The 16,435-nt window shown below is 51.2% G+C and carries 16 protein-coding genes; 4 read left to right on the top strand and 12 right to left on the bottom strand.

The genetic code is table 11. From position 1 onward, the window contains the following. Positions 1-108 precede the first annotated feature (108 nt). Complete coding sequence (gene rluD / locus ABF87_RS06165; RefSeq protein WP_160828262.1) at positions 109-1,134, bottom strand: 23S rRNA pseudouridine(1911/1915/1917) synthase RluD; 1,026 nt, start codon at positions 1,132-1,134, stop codon at positions 109-111. Between rluD and ABF87_RS06160 the strand changes: the two genes are divergently transcribed. Then, positions 1,133-1,939, top strand: a complete 807-nt coding sequence (locus ABF87_RS06160; protein ID WP_160828261.1) for an outer membrane protein assembly factor BamD — start codon at positions 1,133-1,135, stop codon at positions 1,937-1,939. The two genes, rluD and ABF87_RS06160, sit on opposite strands and share 2 nt — an antisense overlap. A 77-nt stretch (positions 1,940-2,016) precedes the next feature. Here ABF87_RS06160 and ABF87_RS06155 read toward each other — a convergent pair whose 3' ends face one another. Together ABF87_RS06155 and ABF87_RS06150 are read right to left on the bottom strand one after the other, a co-directional pair. Beyond that, a complete protein-coding gene (locus ABF87_RS06155; RefSeq protein WP_160828260.1) occupies positions 2,017-2,460 on the bottom strand; it encodes a universal stress protein in 444 nt (147 codons plus the stop codon). A 107-nt stretch (positions 2,461-2,567) separates the two neighbouring features. Next, positions 2,568-3,473: an alpha/beta fold hydrolase gene (locus ABF87_RS06150; protein ID WP_160828259.1), complete on the bottom strand. Its 906-nt coding sequence runs from the start codon at positions 3,471-3,473 to the stop codon at positions 2,568-2,570. 355 nt (positions 3,474-3,828) lie between these two features. Here ABF87_RS06150 and ABF87_RS06145 point away from each other — a divergent pair, with 355 nt between their 5' ends. Both ABF87_RS06145 and ABF87_RS06140 read left to right on the top strand, forming a co-directional pair. After that, positions 3,829-5,535 carry a diguanylate cyclase gene (locus ABF87_RS06145; RefSeq protein ID WP_240143553.1) on the top strand — a complete coding sequence of 569 codons (1,707 nt, stop codon included), beginning with the start codon at positions 3,829-3,831 and terminating at the stop codon, positions 5,533-5,535. Positions 5,536-5,938: 403 nt separating this feature from the next. Beyond that, positions 5,939-6,196 carry a hypothetical protein gene (locus ABF87_RS06140; protein ID WP_160828258.1) on the top strand — a complete coding sequence of 86 codons (258 nt, stop codon included), beginning with the start codon at positions 5,939-5,941 and terminating at the stop codon, positions 6,194-6,196. A 127-nt stretch (positions 6,197-6,323) separates the two neighbouring features. On the opposite strand, the gene ABF87_RS06135 is transcribed toward ABF87_RS06140, so the two are convergent. The 7 genes from ABF87_RS06135 to ABF87_RS06105 all read right to left on the bottom strand — a co-directional run bounded on the left by ABF87_RS06135 (position 6,324) and on the right by ABF87_RS06105 (position 14,200). Continuing rightward, positions 6,324-6,890, bottom strand: a complete 567-nt coding sequence (locus ABF87_RS06135; RefSeq protein ID WP_160828257.1) for a Spy/CpxP family protein refolding chaperone — start codon at positions 6,888-6,890, stop codon at positions 6,324-6,326. Between the two features lie 335 nt (positions 6,891-7,225). Further along, positions 7,226-8,227: an alpha-L-glutamate ligase-like protein gene (locus tag ABF87_RS06130; protein WP_160828256.1), complete on the bottom strand. Its 1,002-nt coding sequence runs from the start codon at positions 8,225-8,227 to the stop codon at positions 7,226-7,228. Further along, the gene (locus ABF87_RS06125; protein ID WP_160828255.1) at positions 8,208-9,758 is read right to left on the bottom strand and encodes an inactive transglutaminase family protein; all 1,551 of its coding nucleotides are present in this window, start codon (positions 9,756-9,758) and stop codon (positions 8,208-8,210) included. The genes ABF87_RS06130 and ABF87_RS06125 overlap by 20 nt, the downstream gene beginning before the upstream one ends. Then, positions 9,758-10,438 (bottom strand): ATP-dependent zinc protease, encoded by a 681-nt coding sequence (locus tag ABF87_RS06120; RefSeq protein ID WP_240143552.1) that lies wholly within the window; start codon positions 10,436-10,438, stop codon positions 9,758-9,760. Before ABF87_RS06120 ends, ABF87_RS06125 begins: the two co-directional genes overlap by 1 nt. Positions 10,439-10,622: 184 nt before the next feature. Further along, complete coding sequence (locus ABF87_RS06115) at positions 10,623-10,988, bottom strand: hypothetical protein (protein ID WP_240143551.1); 366 nt, start codon at positions 10,986-10,988, stop codon at positions 10,623-10,625. Between the two features lie 107 nt (positions 10,989-11,095). After that, positions 11,096-12,871, bottom strand: a complete 1,776-nt coding sequence (gene lpdA, locus ABF87_RS06110; protein ID WP_160828252.1) for a dihydrolipoyl dehydrogenase — start codon at positions 12,869-12,871, stop codon at positions 11,096-11,098. A 63-nt stretch (positions 12,872-12,934) separates the two neighbouring features. Then, positions 12,935-14,200: a glutamate-5-semialdehyde dehydrogenase gene (locus tag ABF87_RS06105; RefSeq protein ID WP_160828251.1), complete on the bottom strand. Its 1,266-nt coding sequence runs from the start codon at positions 14,198-14,200 to the stop codon at positions 12,935-12,937. A 202-nt stretch (positions 14,201-14,402) separates the two neighbouring features. Here ABF87_RS06105 and ABF87_RS06100 point away from each other — a divergent pair, with 202 nt between their 5' ends. Then, positions 14,403-15,212 (top strand): hypothetical protein, encoded by an 810-nt coding sequence (locus ABF87_RS06100; protein WP_160828250.1) that lies wholly within the window; start codon positions 14,403-14,405, stop codon positions 15,210-15,212. 371 nt (positions 15,213-15,583) lie between these two features. Here ABF87_RS06100 and ABF87_RS06095 read toward each other — a convergent pair whose 3' ends face one another. Together ABF87_RS06095 and ABF87_RS06090 are read right to left on the bottom strand one after the other, a co-directional pair. Then, positions 15,584-16,012 (bottom strand): hypothetical protein, encoded by a 429-nt coding sequence (locus ABF87_RS06095; RefSeq protein ID WP_240143550.1) that lies wholly within the window; start codon positions 16,010-16,012, stop codon positions 15,584-15,586. Then, positions 15,966-16,397 (bottom strand): GFA family protein, encoded by a 432-nt coding sequence (locus ABF87_RS06090; protein ID WP_160828249.1) that lies wholly within the window; start codon positions 16,395-16,397, stop codon positions 15,966-15,968. Before ABF87_RS06090 ends, ABF87_RS06095 begins: the two co-directional genes overlap by 47 nt. Between the last annotated feature and the right edge of the window lie 38 nt (positions 16,398-16,435).

The following is a 16,435-nucleotide window of genomic DNA, read 5'->3' as shown; positions in this document are numbered from 1 at the left end:
TGAACTATGAATGCATTGATGACATATGATGATAAAAATGCGCCTTAGGGCGCATTTTTTTATTATGCTGCACTACTCATCGATAACCACTCAAGAAGTCCCTGCAGCTTAACGAGCCTTATTGCTGTACTGCCGCAGTCCATTCAGCAAATTTTCCATATCTTCCGGTATTTCAGCTTCCCAGCTCACGTTCTGACCTGTGTCGGGGTGGGTCAGTGTTAATTTCCGTGCGTGCAGCGCTTGCCTGCTGAAACTCATTATCATTTCCTCGGCGATGGATCGAGCAGCTTTCGGCTTGTTTCCATAGACTGGATCGCCCACCAGCGGGTGGCCGATTGAATGCATGTGTACGCGGATCTGATGCGTGCGGCCCGTCTCGAGGCTGCAGGCAAGCAACGAGCAATTCTCGAACCGCTCAATGACGTGATAGTGCGTGCGCGCCGGTTTGCCCCGTGGGGTTACCGCCATTTTGGTGCGATGCACGGGATGCCGGCCGACCGGCGCATCGACCATGCCATTCTGATTGACCGATCCGAGCACTACAGCGAGATACTCGCGTTGGGCGGTATGTTGCTGGAGTTGGCGTACCAGATGGGTTTGTGCAATCACGGTTTTTGCAACCACCAACAATCCGCTGGTATCCTTGTCCAGCCGATGTACGATACCGGCGCGCGGTACCTGCTCGAGCTGCGAGGCGTGATGCAGCAAAGCATTCAGCAACGTGCCCTGCCAATTGCCGTTGCCGGGATGAGTGACCAGCCCGACCGGTTTGTTGATGACGATGAGCGCATCATCTTCATGGACGATGGCTAAGCCGATGGCCTCGGCTGTATGGCATGAATCTGCGGCAGTGGCTTGTGGAACGATATGAATGTGTTCATTGCCCCATACTTTTTGTTTAGCGGTTGCGGCATGCCCGTCGACTAAAACATGGTTTTCCTCAATCCAGCTTTGCAGCAGGCTGCGCGACCAATGGGGCAGAAGCTTGGCCAATGCCTGGTCAAGGCGCAATCCTGCAAAATCGCCGGGAATGGTCAGTTCGATGTCGTCTTGCTGCGGTTGCGCATGTGCTGAGGGTGTCAGCTTTGCGCTATAATCCGGGGGAGCATCGTTGTCTTTTATGGAATTCATCATGTTACGAAGTTTAGCGTTGATTCTGGTCTTGGCGCTCACTGCATGCGGGTTATTGCCTGAGCATACCGAAGATCAACAGGATTGGTCCGCCAATAAATTCTATTCGGAAGCGAAGAATAAGCTGACCGAGGGCAATTATACCGCGGCCATCAAATTGTATGAATCTTTGGAAGCGCGTTATCCCTATGGACGCATAGCACAGCAGGCGCAATTAGAAACCGCTTACGCGCATTATAAGAATGAAGAAATGGCGCTGGCCATCACGGCTGCGGATCGCTTCATTAAATTGCATCCCAATCATGCGAATGTCGATTATGCTTACTATATCAAGGGCTTGTCGAGTTTTAACGATAACTGGGGCATGATGGGCTTTTTGATGAAGGGGCCGCTCAAACAGGATATGAGTGAGCGTGATTCAAAAGCGTCGCGCGAGTCATTCGAAAACTTCAAGGAACTGGCCACACGTTTTCCGGACAGTAAATACGCAGCGGATGCCCGGCAGCGCATGGCGTATCTGCTCAATTCGGTGGCCATGAGTGAAATTCATGCGGCGCGGTATTATATGAAGCGCAAGGCCTATATCGCCGCCGCCAATCGCGCTCAGAATGCGGTGAAAGAGTATCCGCGAACACCGGCGACCGAAGAAGCCCTGTATATCATGGTCAAAGCCTATGAGGAACTGGAAATGTATGATCTGCGCGATGATGCCGAGCGCGTGATGCGGATCAATTTTCCGGAAAGCCGCTTTCTCAGGGAATTGCCGGAAGTCGGAGCGAAGGGATGGTGGGAATTCTGGAAATCTTGATGGATTCAAATAAAGCAGATGAGCGTGTTGATTCTGATCTCAACGCAACCTGACCACGCGAGCTCTTCAGAACTTTGCTAAAACTCCGGCAAATGGACTGCCAACACATCGCACCCCGCATGATATAGCACATCTTTTGCGGTTGAGCCCATCAGCGCCGCCCATCCATGCCGGCCATGAGAACCAACCACGATCAGATCAATCTGTTGCTGTGCTGCCAATTGTGTGATTTCCTGTTGTGGCTCACCCCAGATCAACCATCGGCATGCCGGCTCGATATCTAATTCATCGCTGATTTGTTTGAGCTTGTTCTTCTCGGTTTCCAGCAACTCATACGATGAGTCTTCATCCAGTGGAATGACCAGTCCATACGGAGTGTCCGGCATCGGAATATTATCCAGCACATGAATGATGTGAAGTTTGGCATTGAGTTGATCCGCCAACTGTTTTGCCTTTAGAGCGACATGATGGCCCTGTGCAGAAAAGTCGATGGCGATGAGAATATGATGGTAGTGATTCATTCTGATCCTTGAATAAATAGATGCGATGGTAGCGTGAAGATGCCGATGGAACGGCGCTCACTTTATCACAATCCTTTTGGCTATACCGTCATGATTGCTGAATTGCCTCACTGGTGCTCATCAGTCTCGACGGGACGTAAATATTGGGCTAAGAAGGCGCTGACTCGATATTCATACTCTCTGCCAGCATACGAATGCATATTGAAGTGCCCGGCGCCGGGAACGACCCATAATTCTTTGGGAGTTCGAGCTGCTGCATACAGACGCTCGGTTTCCGGCTGCGTCGTATGGGCATCGCGCGTGCCAGCGATGAATAGCACCGGCGAACGCAGATGATCGATCTTATGAATGGGACTTAGTTGATCCATTGCAGTGTTCAATTGCAACGACAGGTATGCCAATATCACCGGCATCAACACTGTGCCATACTCTCCAAAATGAAGCCTCAGGCGGTTCTCGACCGCTTCTTCGATGGTAGGGTGCAGCGATTCCAGGATGACCGCATCCAGATTCAGATTCTGTTTTGCCAGTACGATGGCAGCAGCGCCGAGAGAAGCACCAATGGCTCCGATGCGCTCGCGCGGAAATGTGCGCCGCAGATAGTTCACGGATGCAACGACGCTATCGGATTCGTGCAGTCCGAAACTGATGTTTTCTCCTGGGGTTTCGCCATGCGCATACAGATCGATGAACAGCACGCTGTATCCTTGATTTCTCAGGAATCTGGCTCGTCCAAGCATTTCGAGCCGATTGCTTCGCATTGAATGAACCAGCAACACAACGCCGTCGCCGAGATATCCGCGCGATAGCCAGCCATGCACCATACTGCCATCAGCGGCTGGAATCTGTATCGATTCAACCGGAAAATCCGCTGACAGCGTAGCGACCGCGCTGGGAGCCGGAGCGGTCAACAATGAACCCATCAAAAAGACCATCGCGGTAATGGCGAGTAGCACGGCGCTTATTTGAATCGCGGGGGAACGGAATATTTTTCTGGAAGTACTGGGTTTCATCTGAAATGCTTGGCTTGTAAAGTGAATGAGTGTTGAGAAATGTACGGCCGCCTCAGGAAAATTCAAAAATTCCAGATTAATTGATGATCCCGGTGCCGATACAGTGATGATTTTCTCATTATCATTTACCGGCTGCAGAAATAATCATCAAATTAAACCTCAAAAGATTAAATAATTGCTTCAAATCCTTAAATTGTGAAACCGAGGGACTATTTTTTTTATACAATGTGAGCGCGTGCGAGAAATGGGCTATTCCCTCTTTTTGCTAGGACTGCCGCTTACGGCCCGATGAATTCGCAGTGCAAGCATCGGGTATCGACAGCAGGTGTTATCACAGAATCTTCGATCGGCTGCGATGAGTCTTGATCGTGACGATGGAATCGAACCGGGCACATTTATTATGGATACTAGCGAGCATAAAGAATTTCGAGAAAGAATGCGTTTGGTATTAGCTTCCTTTACACAGGAATTGCCGGAAAGAATTTCTGAAATTGAAGCGTTATGGGAGAGGTTGCAAATCGATTGGGATAATAAAGCTCTACAGGAATTACATCGTTCTGTGCATAACCTGGTCAGCAATGGCAGAACATTCGGTTATCCTGAACTGAGCAGCCAAGCGCGTGCCTTGGAGCGCATTCTCAAGAGCCTGTTGCGTGAAGCGTGCCTGACTGATATTGCACAAGCGGATAGTATCTGGCAGCAGATACTTGAGTTGAAAAGGCTGTCGGCTGAGAAGGAACCTGTGGTCACTAGCGATATGGCGGTGGTTGCGGACGAAAATGCGTTTTTGCCGGATGCGGATGGCTCGAATTTGATTTTCGTCGTCGAAGATGATGCCGAAGCTGCGCAAGAATTAGCACTGCAATTACGCTATTACGGCTATGAGGTTGAAGTGTTCAATCATCTGGACAAGTTCCGCAGCGCCATTTTGCATAAACCCAACGCCATTATTTTGATGGATGTTGAATTTCCTGAAGATACGCTCGGTGGGATTCATGTCATGGAAGCCATTCAGCGGGAATTGCCTTGCCCGGCCCGGGTGATTTTTATTTCCGTTCATGATGATATGGCGTTCAGGTTGGGGGCGGTGCGCGCCGGAGGGGTCGCTTACTTCACCAAGCCCATCAACTCCACGGAACTGATCGATCAGCTTGACTTGATTACCGCGTCGCAAATTCAGGAGCCGTTTCGGGTATTGATCGTGGATGACAGTCCGACGGTGCTTGCCTATCACACGGCGATTCTGGAACAGGCCGAGATGATCGTCAAAGCTTTGCCGGAACCGATGAGGCTGCTGGAGGTTCTCAGTGATTTCAATCCCGATATCATTCTGATGGATTTGTACATGCCGGAATGCAACGGTACAGAACTGGCACGGGTCATCCGACAGATGGATGGTTTCCTCAGCACGCCGATCGTGTACCTGTCCACCGAGAATGACTTCAATACCCAACCCGAAGCAAAAAGCCTGTCCGGCGACGATTTTCTGGTCAAGCCGATCGACCCTGCGCATTTGATCGCAGCCATTACCGCGCGAGTATCGCGCGCGCGCTCATTGCGATCGCTGATGATCCATGACGGCCTGACAGGGCTTCTCAATCACACGGCGATCAAAGAAGAGTTGGCACGTGAAGTAGGACGTTCCACGCGCCTGAACACGCCGCTGTCGTTTGCAATGGTCGATATCGATTTCTTCAAGAAAGTGAATGACACCTATGGACATGCGGCCGGTGACCGGGTGCTGAAGAGCCTGGCGCGATTGCTCAAGCAACGCCTGCGCGATACCGACATCGTGGGCCGCTACGGTGGAGAAGAATTCGCCGTGATCATGAATGATACCGATGCCAGCTCCGCAGCCAAGGTCATCGATGAAATCAGAAATGTGTTTTCACGCTTGATCCATTTGAGCCATGACGAAGAGTTCTCGGTGAATTTCAGTTGCGGTCTCGCCGACCTGGCGCATTTTCCCGATGTCGCCAGTCTGAGTGAAGCGGCCGACAAAGCGCTGTATCAGGCCAAGCAGCGGGGACGTAACAAAGTGGTGGTGAATGTAGGCGATTGAATCGTAAATCACTGTTGAGTGGCCGCTTGGCATGGGTGCGCCACTCACTGTCTGAACACGATGTGGGATGAATTGCGATAGCTCAGGGCTGCTGATTATATTGCTCGCTTCAGAATACGTTCGATCAGCAGATGCATGTCAATAACCTGTGTAACAGTTACAGAACCGGTCTTATCACCTGGGTTTTACTCGAAGCTGTCAATCCGACCGAGTCCAGCCCGTCAATAATCTGCGTTGAACGAAGCTTTCAAAAAAACCAAACAGTCCATTTCCTCCTCAGAATGGGCATGATCAGCGCGCTATCCGAATGTACTTTCGCGTACAGATGAGTTTGGCGAAAAAGTGCATGATGGCAACTCATTCTTTGAGAATGCTCAAGATTAACCCCAATGAGGAGATCATCATGAAAATATTAATGATTCTGTTTGTGCTGGGTATGTTTGCTTCAACAGGATATGCGGCTGAAACCGTGCTGGAAAAAAGCGAGGCCCAGAAAAATGAAGTGAAGCGGGATGCCAGCAAAGCCATCAACCGTATCGATGAAGAAACCTGTACCGGAACAGGTACCGATTGCGCCAAGAAAAAATTGGAACATCGGACTGAAGAAGCCAAAGATGCCATTAAGGACAAGTCTTCAGAGATGAAAAATAAAGTGGATTGATTTCATCAGCCATCATTAAAACTTGTTTCTGTGAATGGGTTTTAATGATGGCGGAATGCCAGCCTTTATCTGTACTGGCTCAGATCTGAGCTGCTATGAGTAAAATCAATCTAGTTAGCAACCAGTATCAGTGATGACTATGGCCATGTGTATCAGAGTCATGGTCCATTTTTAGAGAATTCAACTGTTTCCGCTGCTCCTCTGTTAAAACGCCATGAATCGCGCTACGTTCATTAATGTGATGTTCTATCATTGCATTAGCACTCTCAGCAAGTTCTTTCCCAAGCTTGCGTAATTGATCATCCGTTGTACTCGGAATCATGCTTTCTCTTTTCAGGTTTTTTACACTTTTCATCAATTGGTGTTTAATTTGTTTATGTTCTTGATCGTACTTTAGATGCAAACGAACAATTTTTCCTAATTGCTCATCGCTTAATTTCAGTGCGTCTGTATGGGATATGATCATATGAGCATAATCAGGCTCTTTTCCATGCTTGTCCCATTTTTTATGTCTGTCATGTTTCTCATGCAGAGCTTCTTTTTCATGGGAATGTTGCTGTGCTTGAGCCAGTAAGATATTTTTATTTTCAATTTGAGACTCGATTGGATTATTGGATGCCACAGCGATAGAGGCTATGCCAATTAAAAATATCAGAGTACTTGAAACTAAAAAGATGAGCTTGTTGCGAGCCATGATACCTCTCCTTTTTGTGGTTAGGATTTATTAAGTTTAGGAATAGGATAGGATTCATATTCAGTCGCAAAGTGCCCATCTAAAATTTTATTTATGTCATTGTCGATACTGGCGGGAGCACTGGCCGCAGAATCTTTATAAACTTTGGTTCTCAATGATTCCCGCAAGATCAGTGCATCAGTATCTCGTTACCGCTATCGCAGAGTGGGCGAGCATTGATAATCTCAACATTCGCCGGCCATTCTCAGCGAGAATTCGGCCACGCGCGATGCGGCAAAGTGTCACATTGCTTTCCGCAGCCGACGTGGCTGAAATAAGCGAACTGAGCGGGACCGCTATGCTGCGTTGTCGCTTGAACGCGTGTGCAAGGTGCGCGGCGGTTGAGGGCCGGTTTGCACGCAGAATTGCTGTTTGCTGAATTCGGCGCGTGATACCGGACTGGGGTCGATGGATTTCAGCGTTTCTATGATCGCGACACGGGGGGCCAGACCGGCATAGTTGGCCACTTGAATGGCAAGGCCGGGGCGGGCGTTCAATTCAATGATCATCGGACCTTGATCCCGGTCCAGTACCAGATCTGCGCCCAGATATCCGAGGCCGGTCATGTCGTAACAAGCTGCAGCGAGTTGCAACAGCTTGTCCCAGTGAGGAATCACCAGATCGGAGAATGTTTTGCGCGTGTCGGGGTGATGCAGAACGGTGCGGCCAAATTGTACGGCATGCAGCGCTCGGCCGGTGCCGATATCGATACCGACACCGACCGCGCCTTGATGAAGATTGGCCTTGCCATCCGATGCGTGGGTAGTGAGCCGCAACATTGCCATGATCGGATAACCCAGAAAAACGATGATTCGTATATCGGGAATGCCCTGGTAGCTGTAGTCCGAGAATACCGGATCGAGTTGAATCAGCGATTCGATCATCACGCTATCCGGCTTGCCGCCAAGACTGTGCAGACCACTCAGAATATTGGATACATGGCGTTCGATGTCAGCCAATTGCAACGCGTCGCCGCTGGGCTTGAAGTAGAGATTGTGGTCATTCCGGACGATGACGAGAATACCTTTGCCGCCGCTGCCCTTGACGGGTTTGATGACGAACTGATCGTGCGGGCGGAGCAGTTCTTTCAGCGATTTGACGTCATGCTGATAGTGCAGGGTACCGAGCAACTGAGGAACCGTGATGCCGGCTTTCTGGGCCAATAATTTGGTCTTCAGCTTGTTATCGACCAGTGGGAACAAATGGCGCGGATTATAGCGGGAGATCAAACCAGCGTTTCTCTGGTTCATGCCGATGATGCCGAAGCTTCTGAGTTTTTCAGGGCTTGCCAGAAACATTGCGTCGTTCCAGTGAATGGAATCGATACAACTCGGACAACCGGTAGCCGGTATATTGTCCGAGAATCAGGATCAACGCGAGATTGACCAGCATCAGCTCTGGAAAATTGAATGTCAGGTATTCCACTGTCCGGTTGGTCATGAAGAGATACGCGATGATCGCCGTCAACAAGCTGCCACCACCCTGAACGAACACTTCTCTGGGCCCGTCTTCCTCCCACAGCACCGACATGCGCTCGATCGTCCAGGATAGGATGATCATCGGGAAGAATGTCACGGTCATCGCCTGATCAAGCCCGAGCTTGTTGCTCAGAATGCTGATACTGGCCATGATCGCAATGACGACGATGATCACGGCTGAAATGCGCGCGACGAACAGCAGATTGAGCTGCGACAAATACGAGCGGATCAGCAGGCCGGTGCCGACCACCGTCAGAAATATCACGATGCCCGTCAGTAACGTCGTTTGGATCAATGCCAATGCAATCAGGATAGGCATGAACGTGCCCGATGTGCGGATGCCGATCAGTAACCGCATGATGACCACGATCAATGCGCCGATGGGCAATAGTAAAATCATCTTGAAGGCATTCTGCTGCTCGATCGGCAAGCTGTAGATCGAAAAATCGATGATGCCCGCCTCCTTGTTCATGCTGTCACGCAGCACCAGAGTGCGGGTGGGGTGCACATTTTTGATGATCGAGAATGAGATCTGGGAATTCTTACCGCCGACGACATCCAGCAGCGATTCATCGCCTCGCTGCCAGATCAGAAAATCGTCGGGTTTGCCGATTTTTCCAGTATTCTGATTGAACAATAACCATCGGTTCCCGATATACACCTCGACGAAATTGGTCAGCGATTGGCGGCGTCGGCCATCTTCGAGATAGAGCCCGCGCACGATGCGCGCGCTGATGCCTTCCAAAGCCAGCAAGTTGATGATCAGGTGGGTTTTATAATCTTCACTCGGTTTTTCGTTGAGCAATAGATTCTGAGTCTGACTGGGTGTATCCGAATTGAGTGAGGTGATCAGTTCGCGCGTGAAGATTTCGGTATTGGCGGATTTGCTGCGCACCTGATCCAATAGCGTCGTCGCGGCGGTTTTCATGACTTCGTCAAATTCCGGTTTTTCAGGTTCCGTTGGCAAATCCGCAGCAGGCGGAGGAGCAGCGAGCGGATCCGTTTCGTACTCACTGACACGATAATAAACGGTTTGATGGCCAGATGCAGCGCGCTTGCTCCATTGAGCGCGCCGCCCTGCCGCAGTGGAAAGTTCAGTGAACCCATAATCGGATGACGCAAAATCTTCTTCCATAATGACCGTCGTGGGTGTTTCCGCGGGAAGCGCAAAAGACACGATGACTGGATCACCGCGCGCAACGAAATCGATTTTGGCTTCGATCGTCCAGACGGATTTCTTGTCATCCGGCAATAACGGAAATCCCAACGCGAAGTGCTTATAGGCAATCAAGCCTATCCCTAGCGCCATGATCAACGCGACCAGCACATACAATTTAAGTTTGGAATGCATTATTTCGCGCCGCCGGGTTCAGGTCGGTCGGGCTTGGCGGTGGTGTATTTCTGACTGACATCGACGATGGCAAGGTCTTGCAGCAGATTGCGGCCGATCAATACCTGATGCTTGAACCGGCTGCGGTTTTCGAGTGTGAAGTTGACGCGCTCGTCGATGTCGGCCAATACCACGCGCATCCTGACCACGGGACGCCGCTGCGATTCGCGGTTGCCCAGTTCCTTGACCCGCACATAGCGCCGCAAGCGCCGGGTCATCTGAATTTTTTCTTTGGTTTCGGGATGGATCATGCTGAATTTTACAAAGGGTTTGCCATCGCGTTCAAATTCGACGATATCGAGCGCGTGCAATGATGACGTCTGCGCCCCGGTATCGATGCGCGCGCTGAATTCCATGCCGGGAGGATCCAGGTAAACATTTTCGACGCCGCCCAGTATCGTCCGCACCGTAGTTTTTGCGGTAGGCTGCTGGGCTGATGGCGCGGGACGGGTCTGGGTCTCACAAGGATCGGGAGCATCTCCCGGGTTGATGGGTTGTTCAGGACTTTCCTGCGCAGGAGCGGGTGAGTGCTGTTGCAAGGATTTTTTTTGCTCGACCAATTCCGCGAATAAGCTGACCAGTTCGGATTCCTTGGCGCGGATTCGCGCTTCCCGCTCGGCCAGTGCCTCTTGTTGAGTCATGTCGCACGCGGAAAGCAACAGCAGAAGGACTAGAACGATCGCTTGGTTACAGCAGCCGGTGGAGACAATGAAGCGCGCAATTCCCATGAGTAATTTTTTGGTTGTAGGTAGACGATATTTTAGGATGTGTTGCCGTGAAATAGGAGCCAGTGAATCGAGGAGTTATTCCATCAGCCGGCTTGCTTCACGGCTTGCTGACCTGAATGGACAGGGTTTCCTTTTTATAGGTACAGGCATAGCGGTGAATTTCCAGGCAATGCGAAGTGATCGTGAGCTGATACGTGCCTGATGGTTGGTTCTGGGTATTGAATTTGAAGTCAAATTGTCCTTTTTCATTGCTGGGGTAGAATTCATCGGCAGCGACGGCGCCATCCGGGCGCGTCAGCTTGAAATTGAGCAGCACGTCTGGCGCAGGCTGTTCATTGTAATCGACTCGGCCGTGCAACTGGATAGTCTCTCCCACGACAAACTGGGTTTTGGGATCGACCAGCACCGGCTGTGAAGTATGTGTGGCAAAGGAATTCTGCGCTGTGCCGAACAACGTCAACATTACTGCACATGATAGTAGAACGGTTTTGATAGGAATCATGTTCGAGGTCATTAATAATGGAATGGTGTTGTCGGTCGATATTCAGAATGGGTTTTATAATGAATTAGTTATTTCTTTGGTGCCAAAAGATCGGTAATGGTTCCTTCGGCCATTTCAGCCGCGAAGAAAATGGTTTCCGATAACGTCGGATGCGGATGGATGGTCAAGCCGATATCCTGCGTGTCCGCGCCCATTTCCAGCGCCAGCACCGTTTCGGCAATCAATTCACCGGCATTGACGCCCACGACGCCAGCGCCAAGTATGCGGCGCGTCTGCTTATCGAGCAGCAGTTGCGTCAGTCCTTCCTCGCGCGTCATCGAAATGGCCCGGCCACTAGCGGCCCAGGGAAAATTGACCTTTTCAAACTCGATGCCCTGGCGCAGAGCATCCTTCTCAGTCAGTCCCATCCAGGCGATTTCCGGGTCCGTATAAGCGACTGATGGAATCGTGCGCGCATCAAAGGCCACTTTATGTCCGGCAATGACTTCGGCCGCCAGCTTGCCTTCATACGTGGCTTTATGCGCCAACATAGGATCGCCGACGACGTCGCCGATGGCGAAGATATGCGGCAGGTTGGTGCGCATCTGTTGATCGACCGGAATGAAGCCGCGTTCATTCACATGTATGCCGATGGCTTCGGCGCCAAGGGTGGAGCCATTCGGACGGCGTCCCACCGCCACCAGAATTCGATCATACGTCTGCGGTGCCGGTGCATTGTCTCCGTCGAACGTAACCATAAGCCCGGATTCCTGAGTTTCGATGCGGGTGACCTTGGTTTTCAGATAAATCGCCTGGTAGCGCTTCTGCAGGCGGCGCTGCAACGGTTTGACCAGATCAGGATCAGCGCCTGGGATCAATTGATCCATCCATTCCACGACGCTGATCTTACTGCCCAATGCGGAGTACACGGTCGCCATTTCCAGGCCGATGATGCCCCCGCCGATGATCAGCAGATGGTTCGGTATGTCGCGAAGCTCCAGCGCATCGGTCGAATCCATCAGGCGCGGATCGTCATACGGAAAACCCGGAATCCGGGTTGCGCTGGAACCGGCCGCAATGATGCAATGATCGAAGGAAACCGTCGTATGTCCATCCGCTGTTTCAACTTGGATCGTACGCGGCGTCACAAATTTTCCCGTGCCCTGCACGATTTCGACCTTGCGCTGCTTGGCCAATGCCTTGAGGCCCTTGGTCAGTTTGCCGATGACGGATTCTTTCCAACTGCGCAATTGATCGAGGTCGATTTGCGGTTGACCGAACGTGATGCCCTGCGGCTGTGCCTCGGCAGCTTCGGTAATGACTTTAGCGGCATGCAGCAGTGCTTTGGAAGGAATGCAGCCGACATTCAAACATACCCCGCCAAGAGTGGGATAACGCTCAATCAGAATCACGCGCTTGCCCAGATCGGCAGCGCGAAAAGCCGCGGTATACCCGCCCGGCCCGGCGCCCAGCACCACCACATCCGCATGCTTGTCTGCCGCGGGAGCAGGCGATGACGGCGCGGTTTGAGTTGCAGGCGTTGCGGCGGACGCAGGGGGCGCTGCTGAAGCGGCTGGCTTCTGATCGGGTTTTGGCGGCGCAGAGTCTGACGCAGTAGATTGTTCGGTCACGGCCAAGGTCAGAATCACCGAACCTTCCGACACTTTATCGCCGACCTTGACGTTGAGAGCTTGCACCACGCCGGGTTGCGGAGACGGCACTTCCATCGACGCCTTGTCCGTTTCCAGTGTAATCAGCGACGTTTCTTTTTCGACCGCATCGCCGGGCGCAACCAATAATTCGATCACCGGCACATCGTTGAAATCGCCGATGTCAGGTACTTTTATTTCAATTACTTTGGTCATAACATCCTTTGGGCGAGGTACGCGAACGCTCTCTATCTGGTAATCTCAACGAATAGAAAATAATTATTGCCGTAACTGGCCATCTCCCAGCACGATAAATTTCTGGCTGGTCAATCCTTCCAGCCCGACCGGGCCGCGTGCATGGATCTTGTCGGTCGAAATGCCTATTTCAGCGCCCAGTCCATATTCAAATCCATCCGCGAAGCGGGTGGTAGTATTGACCATGACCGAGCTGGAATCGACTTCGCGCAAAAAACGCCGCGCGCGGGTGTAATTTTCGGTCACGATCGCGTCGGTATGCTGCGACCCGTAGCGGGTAATGTGATCGATCGCTTGATCCAATCCAGCGACAATGCGTATGCTCAGAATCGGCGCTAAATACTCTTCGTACCAATCCTGTTCAGTTGCCGCTTTGATCTGTGGGATAAGACTGCGGGAAGCATCATCGCCGCGCAATTCAACGCCCTTGTCGAAATAAATCTTACTCAGTGCAGGCAATATTTGGGTTGCGATGCCTTCGTGGATCAGCAGCGTTTCCATCGTGTTACAAGTGCCGTAGCGCTGGGTTTTAGCGTTATCGGCGATGGCTATGGCTTTGTCGACATCCGCCTGATCATCAATGTAGACATGACAAACGCCATCTAAATGCTTGATGACCGGAATGCGCGCTTCGTTGGCGATGCGTTCGATCAATCCCTTGCCGCCGCGCGGCACGATCACATCGACAAAATCCTTCATCGTGATCAATTCACCGACTGCGGCGCGATCGGTAGTTTCAATGACCTGCACGGCGGATTCGGGCAAGCCGGCCAATTTCAATCCTTCCTGCACGCAGCGCGCGATGGCCTGGTTGCTATGAATTGCTTCCGAACCGCCGCGCAGAATGGCGGCGTTGCCCGCTTTCAGGCACAGTCCGGCGGCATCGGCGGTCACATTCGGGCGGGCTTCGTAGATAATGCCGATCACGCCCAATGGAACACGCATTTTCCCGACCTGAATGCCGGACGGCCGGTAATTCAAGCCGCTGATTTCGCCGACCGGATCGGCCAGTGTGGCGATTTGCAGCAAACCTTCCGCCATTGTCGCGATCCCTTTGGCGGATAACGTCAGGCGGTCGATCATCGCGGCTTCCAATCCCTTGGCGCGAGCATTGTCCAGATCCTGGGCATTGGCTTTCAGCAGCAGCGCTTCATCGCGCCGGATGGCTGCCGCCATCGCTGTGAGCGCCTGGTTCTTGGTGGCCGTATCCGCTTTCGCAATCAAGCGCGACGCTGCGCGAGCCGCTTGGCCAACCGACTGCATGTAGCTTTTTATGTCTGTGGTGTTCATCGATTAATTCTGAGTGGTATGAGTCTATCGATTAGTAGATGGGGAATTATAGTACAAGATAGAGGTTTTATAGCATGGTAGGGCAAGCAAGGCGAATGACAATTTTTTACGTTCTTCCCATTCAGTAGCGATTCAGACAGATTGCAGTACAGTGATTTCATCGGAAATTTGCAGGGAACCTTTGATTGAAAGGAAAAGCAAAATGAACATCACAAGAACCAAATCATTCTTTCGCATGCGGTGTAAGCCGGGCGTTCACATTCAAACCTGGTTATTGTTTCTGTTTGTCATCATGCTGACCGGTTGTAAAACCGTGCCCATTCAAGATAGAAATTTTGCTGAAAATAGCGGCTTTTGGGAGCAAGATGAGAATATGGGATTTCGCCTTCATCATAACGCCAGTGCAAGCAATGCCGTCATCGGAACGCTCTATGCAGCGGGCAAAAGTGTGTTGCTGAATGGCGATCGAGTAAAAATTTCCGCACCGGTAAAGAACAATGCGTTTATAAGTGCGGGGATGCAAAGCGGCGCTCGCATTGAATTCAAAGCATCGGATTCAACCTGCTTAATACGCATCGACAGGTTCAATGCCGGCAATGCCTATGGAGATACATCGAGTTGTTTGCACGATATCGAGACATTGCATGCCAGAATACAAGCCAAAAATGCAGTATTGCAAATCAGTGTTTCGCAACAGCAAACCGATGTCATGGTGCTCAGTGGTTCCATCGAAGTGATGCCGCGGGAAGATACTGGGCAATTCGTGGTGGTCCAGGCGGATCAGAAAATTACCGTCACGCCGGATGCCGTCGGAAAACCCCATGCACTGGGGCCGGATGAAATCTGGCAACGCATGCGCTGGCGCGGGGATTTTCATCTCTATAAAACCGTCGTTGATTGGAACAAAGTAGTTGCCGGCGTTGGCGTCGTTGCCTTTGTTGCTGCTGCGATATTATTTGGTAAGGGACGTGGCGGCGGAGGTCATGGCCGCGGCATTCCTAGGTATCGTTAGATAGCGATCATCTGTAACATGTTATCGATCAATTTCCTTTGTTCGAGACTTGGTTCCTCTTACCACTTCTCTCTCCAACCAGGTAAGTTGACCACTACAACATTCCAATAACCTATGAACGGGCATGATTCTAAACACCGAACTGTCTAGCTCGGTGTCGGTCAGGTTCAAGTAATTTCTAAGCGACATATCGATTCCAAAAAATACTATTTAAAATTAGATACTCAAAACTATTACGTCAAAGATAAAATCGATCACGGGAAGTTGCGTGCAATCTGCTTTTGTTTCATGAGAATGAATCAACTAGGCTTTCATCATAATCATTTTTCTTTATCTACAGAAGTTAGATCCTGACTGAAAAGTGCGACAATTCAAAACACCATCACATGATCGACTAAATACCGGCCGTCCCGATGCACCAGCACCATTTCCGCGACGAATTCGCCAGGTGCTTTGGTGAAGCGTTGTTTCCATACGATTGCCGCCGAGTCCGGGCGGCGGAGGATGGCGATGGGGGTGCGGGTGGTGAAGTAGCCTTTTTCCGTTTGGTATTGCTGGCAGATGCGTGCCAAGTAATCCGGCGTGACGATGGCTTTGAGCCGGTCGGTGAAGTCGCGCACATGCCGGGCGTGATCGACTTGGGTTGATGCATCCATCAAGTTGTCCATGATCGGATCGGCGATCGCCCATAGCTGTTGTTCGCTCATGGCTTCAAAGTTCAGGGTCATGTTCTTCAACGTGAATACCGGTTTTTTATTCCGCGATGCTGATACCCGAGCCGCCCATTTCCTTCGGCACATCTTTCATCTTGGGTAGTCCATCCGCGATGCGCAACACCGATTCCTGATAATGCACGTGAATGGCCGGTTGGAACGAAAAATTCTGCAGGATAGGGGCGAATACATCGATGAGATTCCAGCCGGGATGCTCGGAAAAAATGTGGCCACCGCATGTTTTGCACCATTTGCGGTAACTTTGCGGCGTTTTGTTGTAGGTGCCGATATTTTCCGCGCCGCGCGTAATTTGCAGCGCTGCGGGTTTCCATAGCGTGAAAGCATTGACCGGGCCGGCCGACCAATGGCGGCAGGATTCGCAGTGACAATAACCCATCGCATCCGGCTCACCGGTCACGGTAAACTCAACCGCGCCACAAAAACAATTGCCTTTGTATACCTTTTGATTCATGAGAGTCTCCTTGATGGTTGGTCTATGAATAGGAAGTG

Origin of the sequence: Nitrosomonas sp. JL21, from assembly GCF_009833095.1 — a bacterium.
Classification (GTDB): domain Bacteria; phylum Pseudomonadota; class Gammaproteobacteria; order Burkholderiales; family Nitrosomonadaceae; genus Nitrosomonas.
Note: the sequence above shows the minus strand (reverse complement) of the source record. Positions and strands in the feature narration are given on the sequence as shown.

Excerpts from the sequence above, each read along its gene's own strand:
- lpdA (WP_160828252.1), bottom strand. The coding sequence starts at position 12,871 with ATGACCAAAGTAATTGAAATAAAAGTACCTGACATCGGCGATTTCAAC.
- ABF87_RS06150 (WP_160828259.1), bottom strand. The coding sequence starts at position 3,473 with ATGAAACCCAGTACTTCCAGAAAAATATTCCGTTCCCCCGCGATTCAA.
- ABF87_RS06140 (WP_160828258.1), top strand. The coding sequence starts at position 5,939 with ATGAAAATATTAATGATTCTGTTTGTGCTGGGTATGTTTGCTTCAACA.
- ABF87_RS06090 (WP_160828249.1), bottom strand. The coding sequence starts at position 16,397 with ATGAATCAAAAGGTATACAAAGGCAATTGTTTTTGTGGCGCGGTTGAG.
- ABF87_RS06160 (WP_160828261.1), top strand. The coding sequence starts at position 1,133 with ATGTTACGAAGTTTAGCGTTGATTCTGGTCTTGGCGCTCACTGCATGC.
- ABF87_RS06095 (WP_240143550.1), bottom strand. The coding sequence starts at position 16,012 with ATGTGCCGAAGGAAATGGGCGGCTCGGGTATCAGCATCGCGGAATAAA.
- rluD (WP_160828262.1), bottom strand. The coding sequence starts at position 1,134 with ATGATGAATTCCATAAAAGACAACGATGCTCCCCCGGATTATAGCGCA.
- ABF87_RS06135 (WP_160828257.1), bottom strand. The coding sequence starts at position 6,890 with ATGGCTCGCAACAAGCTCATCTTTTTAGTTTCAAGTACTCTGATATTT.
- ABF87_RS06145 (WP_240143553.1), top strand. The coding sequence starts at position 3,829 with ATGAGTCTTGATCGTGACGATGGAATCGAACCGGGCACATTTATTATG.
- ABF87_RS06115 (WP_240143551.1), bottom strand. The coding sequence starts at position 10,988 with ATGTTGACGTTGTTCGGCACAGCGCAGAATTCCTTTGCCACACATACT.
- ABF87_RS06155 (WP_160828260.1), bottom strand. The coding sequence starts at position 2,460 with ATGAATCACTACCATCATATTCTCATCGCCATCGACTTTTCTGCACAG.
- ABF87_RS06120 (WP_240143552.1), bottom strand. The coding sequence starts at position 10,438 with ATGACTCAACAAGAGGCACTGGCCGAGCGGGAAGCGCGAATCCGCGCC.
- ABF87_RS06130 (WP_160828256.1), bottom strand. The coding sequence starts at position 8,227 with ATGTTTCTGGCAAGCCCTGAAAAACTCAGAAGCTTCGGCATCATCGGC.
- ABF87_RS06105 (WP_160828251.1), bottom strand. The coding sequence starts at position 14,200 with ATGAACACCACAGACATAAAAAGCTACATGCAGTCGGTTGGCCAAGCG.
- ABF87_RS06125 (WP_160828255.1), bottom strand. The coding sequence starts at position 9,758 with ATGCATTCCAAACTTAAATTGTATGTGCTGGTCGCGTTGATCATGGCG.
- ABF87_RS06100 (WP_160828250.1), top strand. The coding sequence starts at position 14,403 with ATGAACATCACAAGAACCAAATCATTCTTTCGCATGCGGTGTAAGCCG.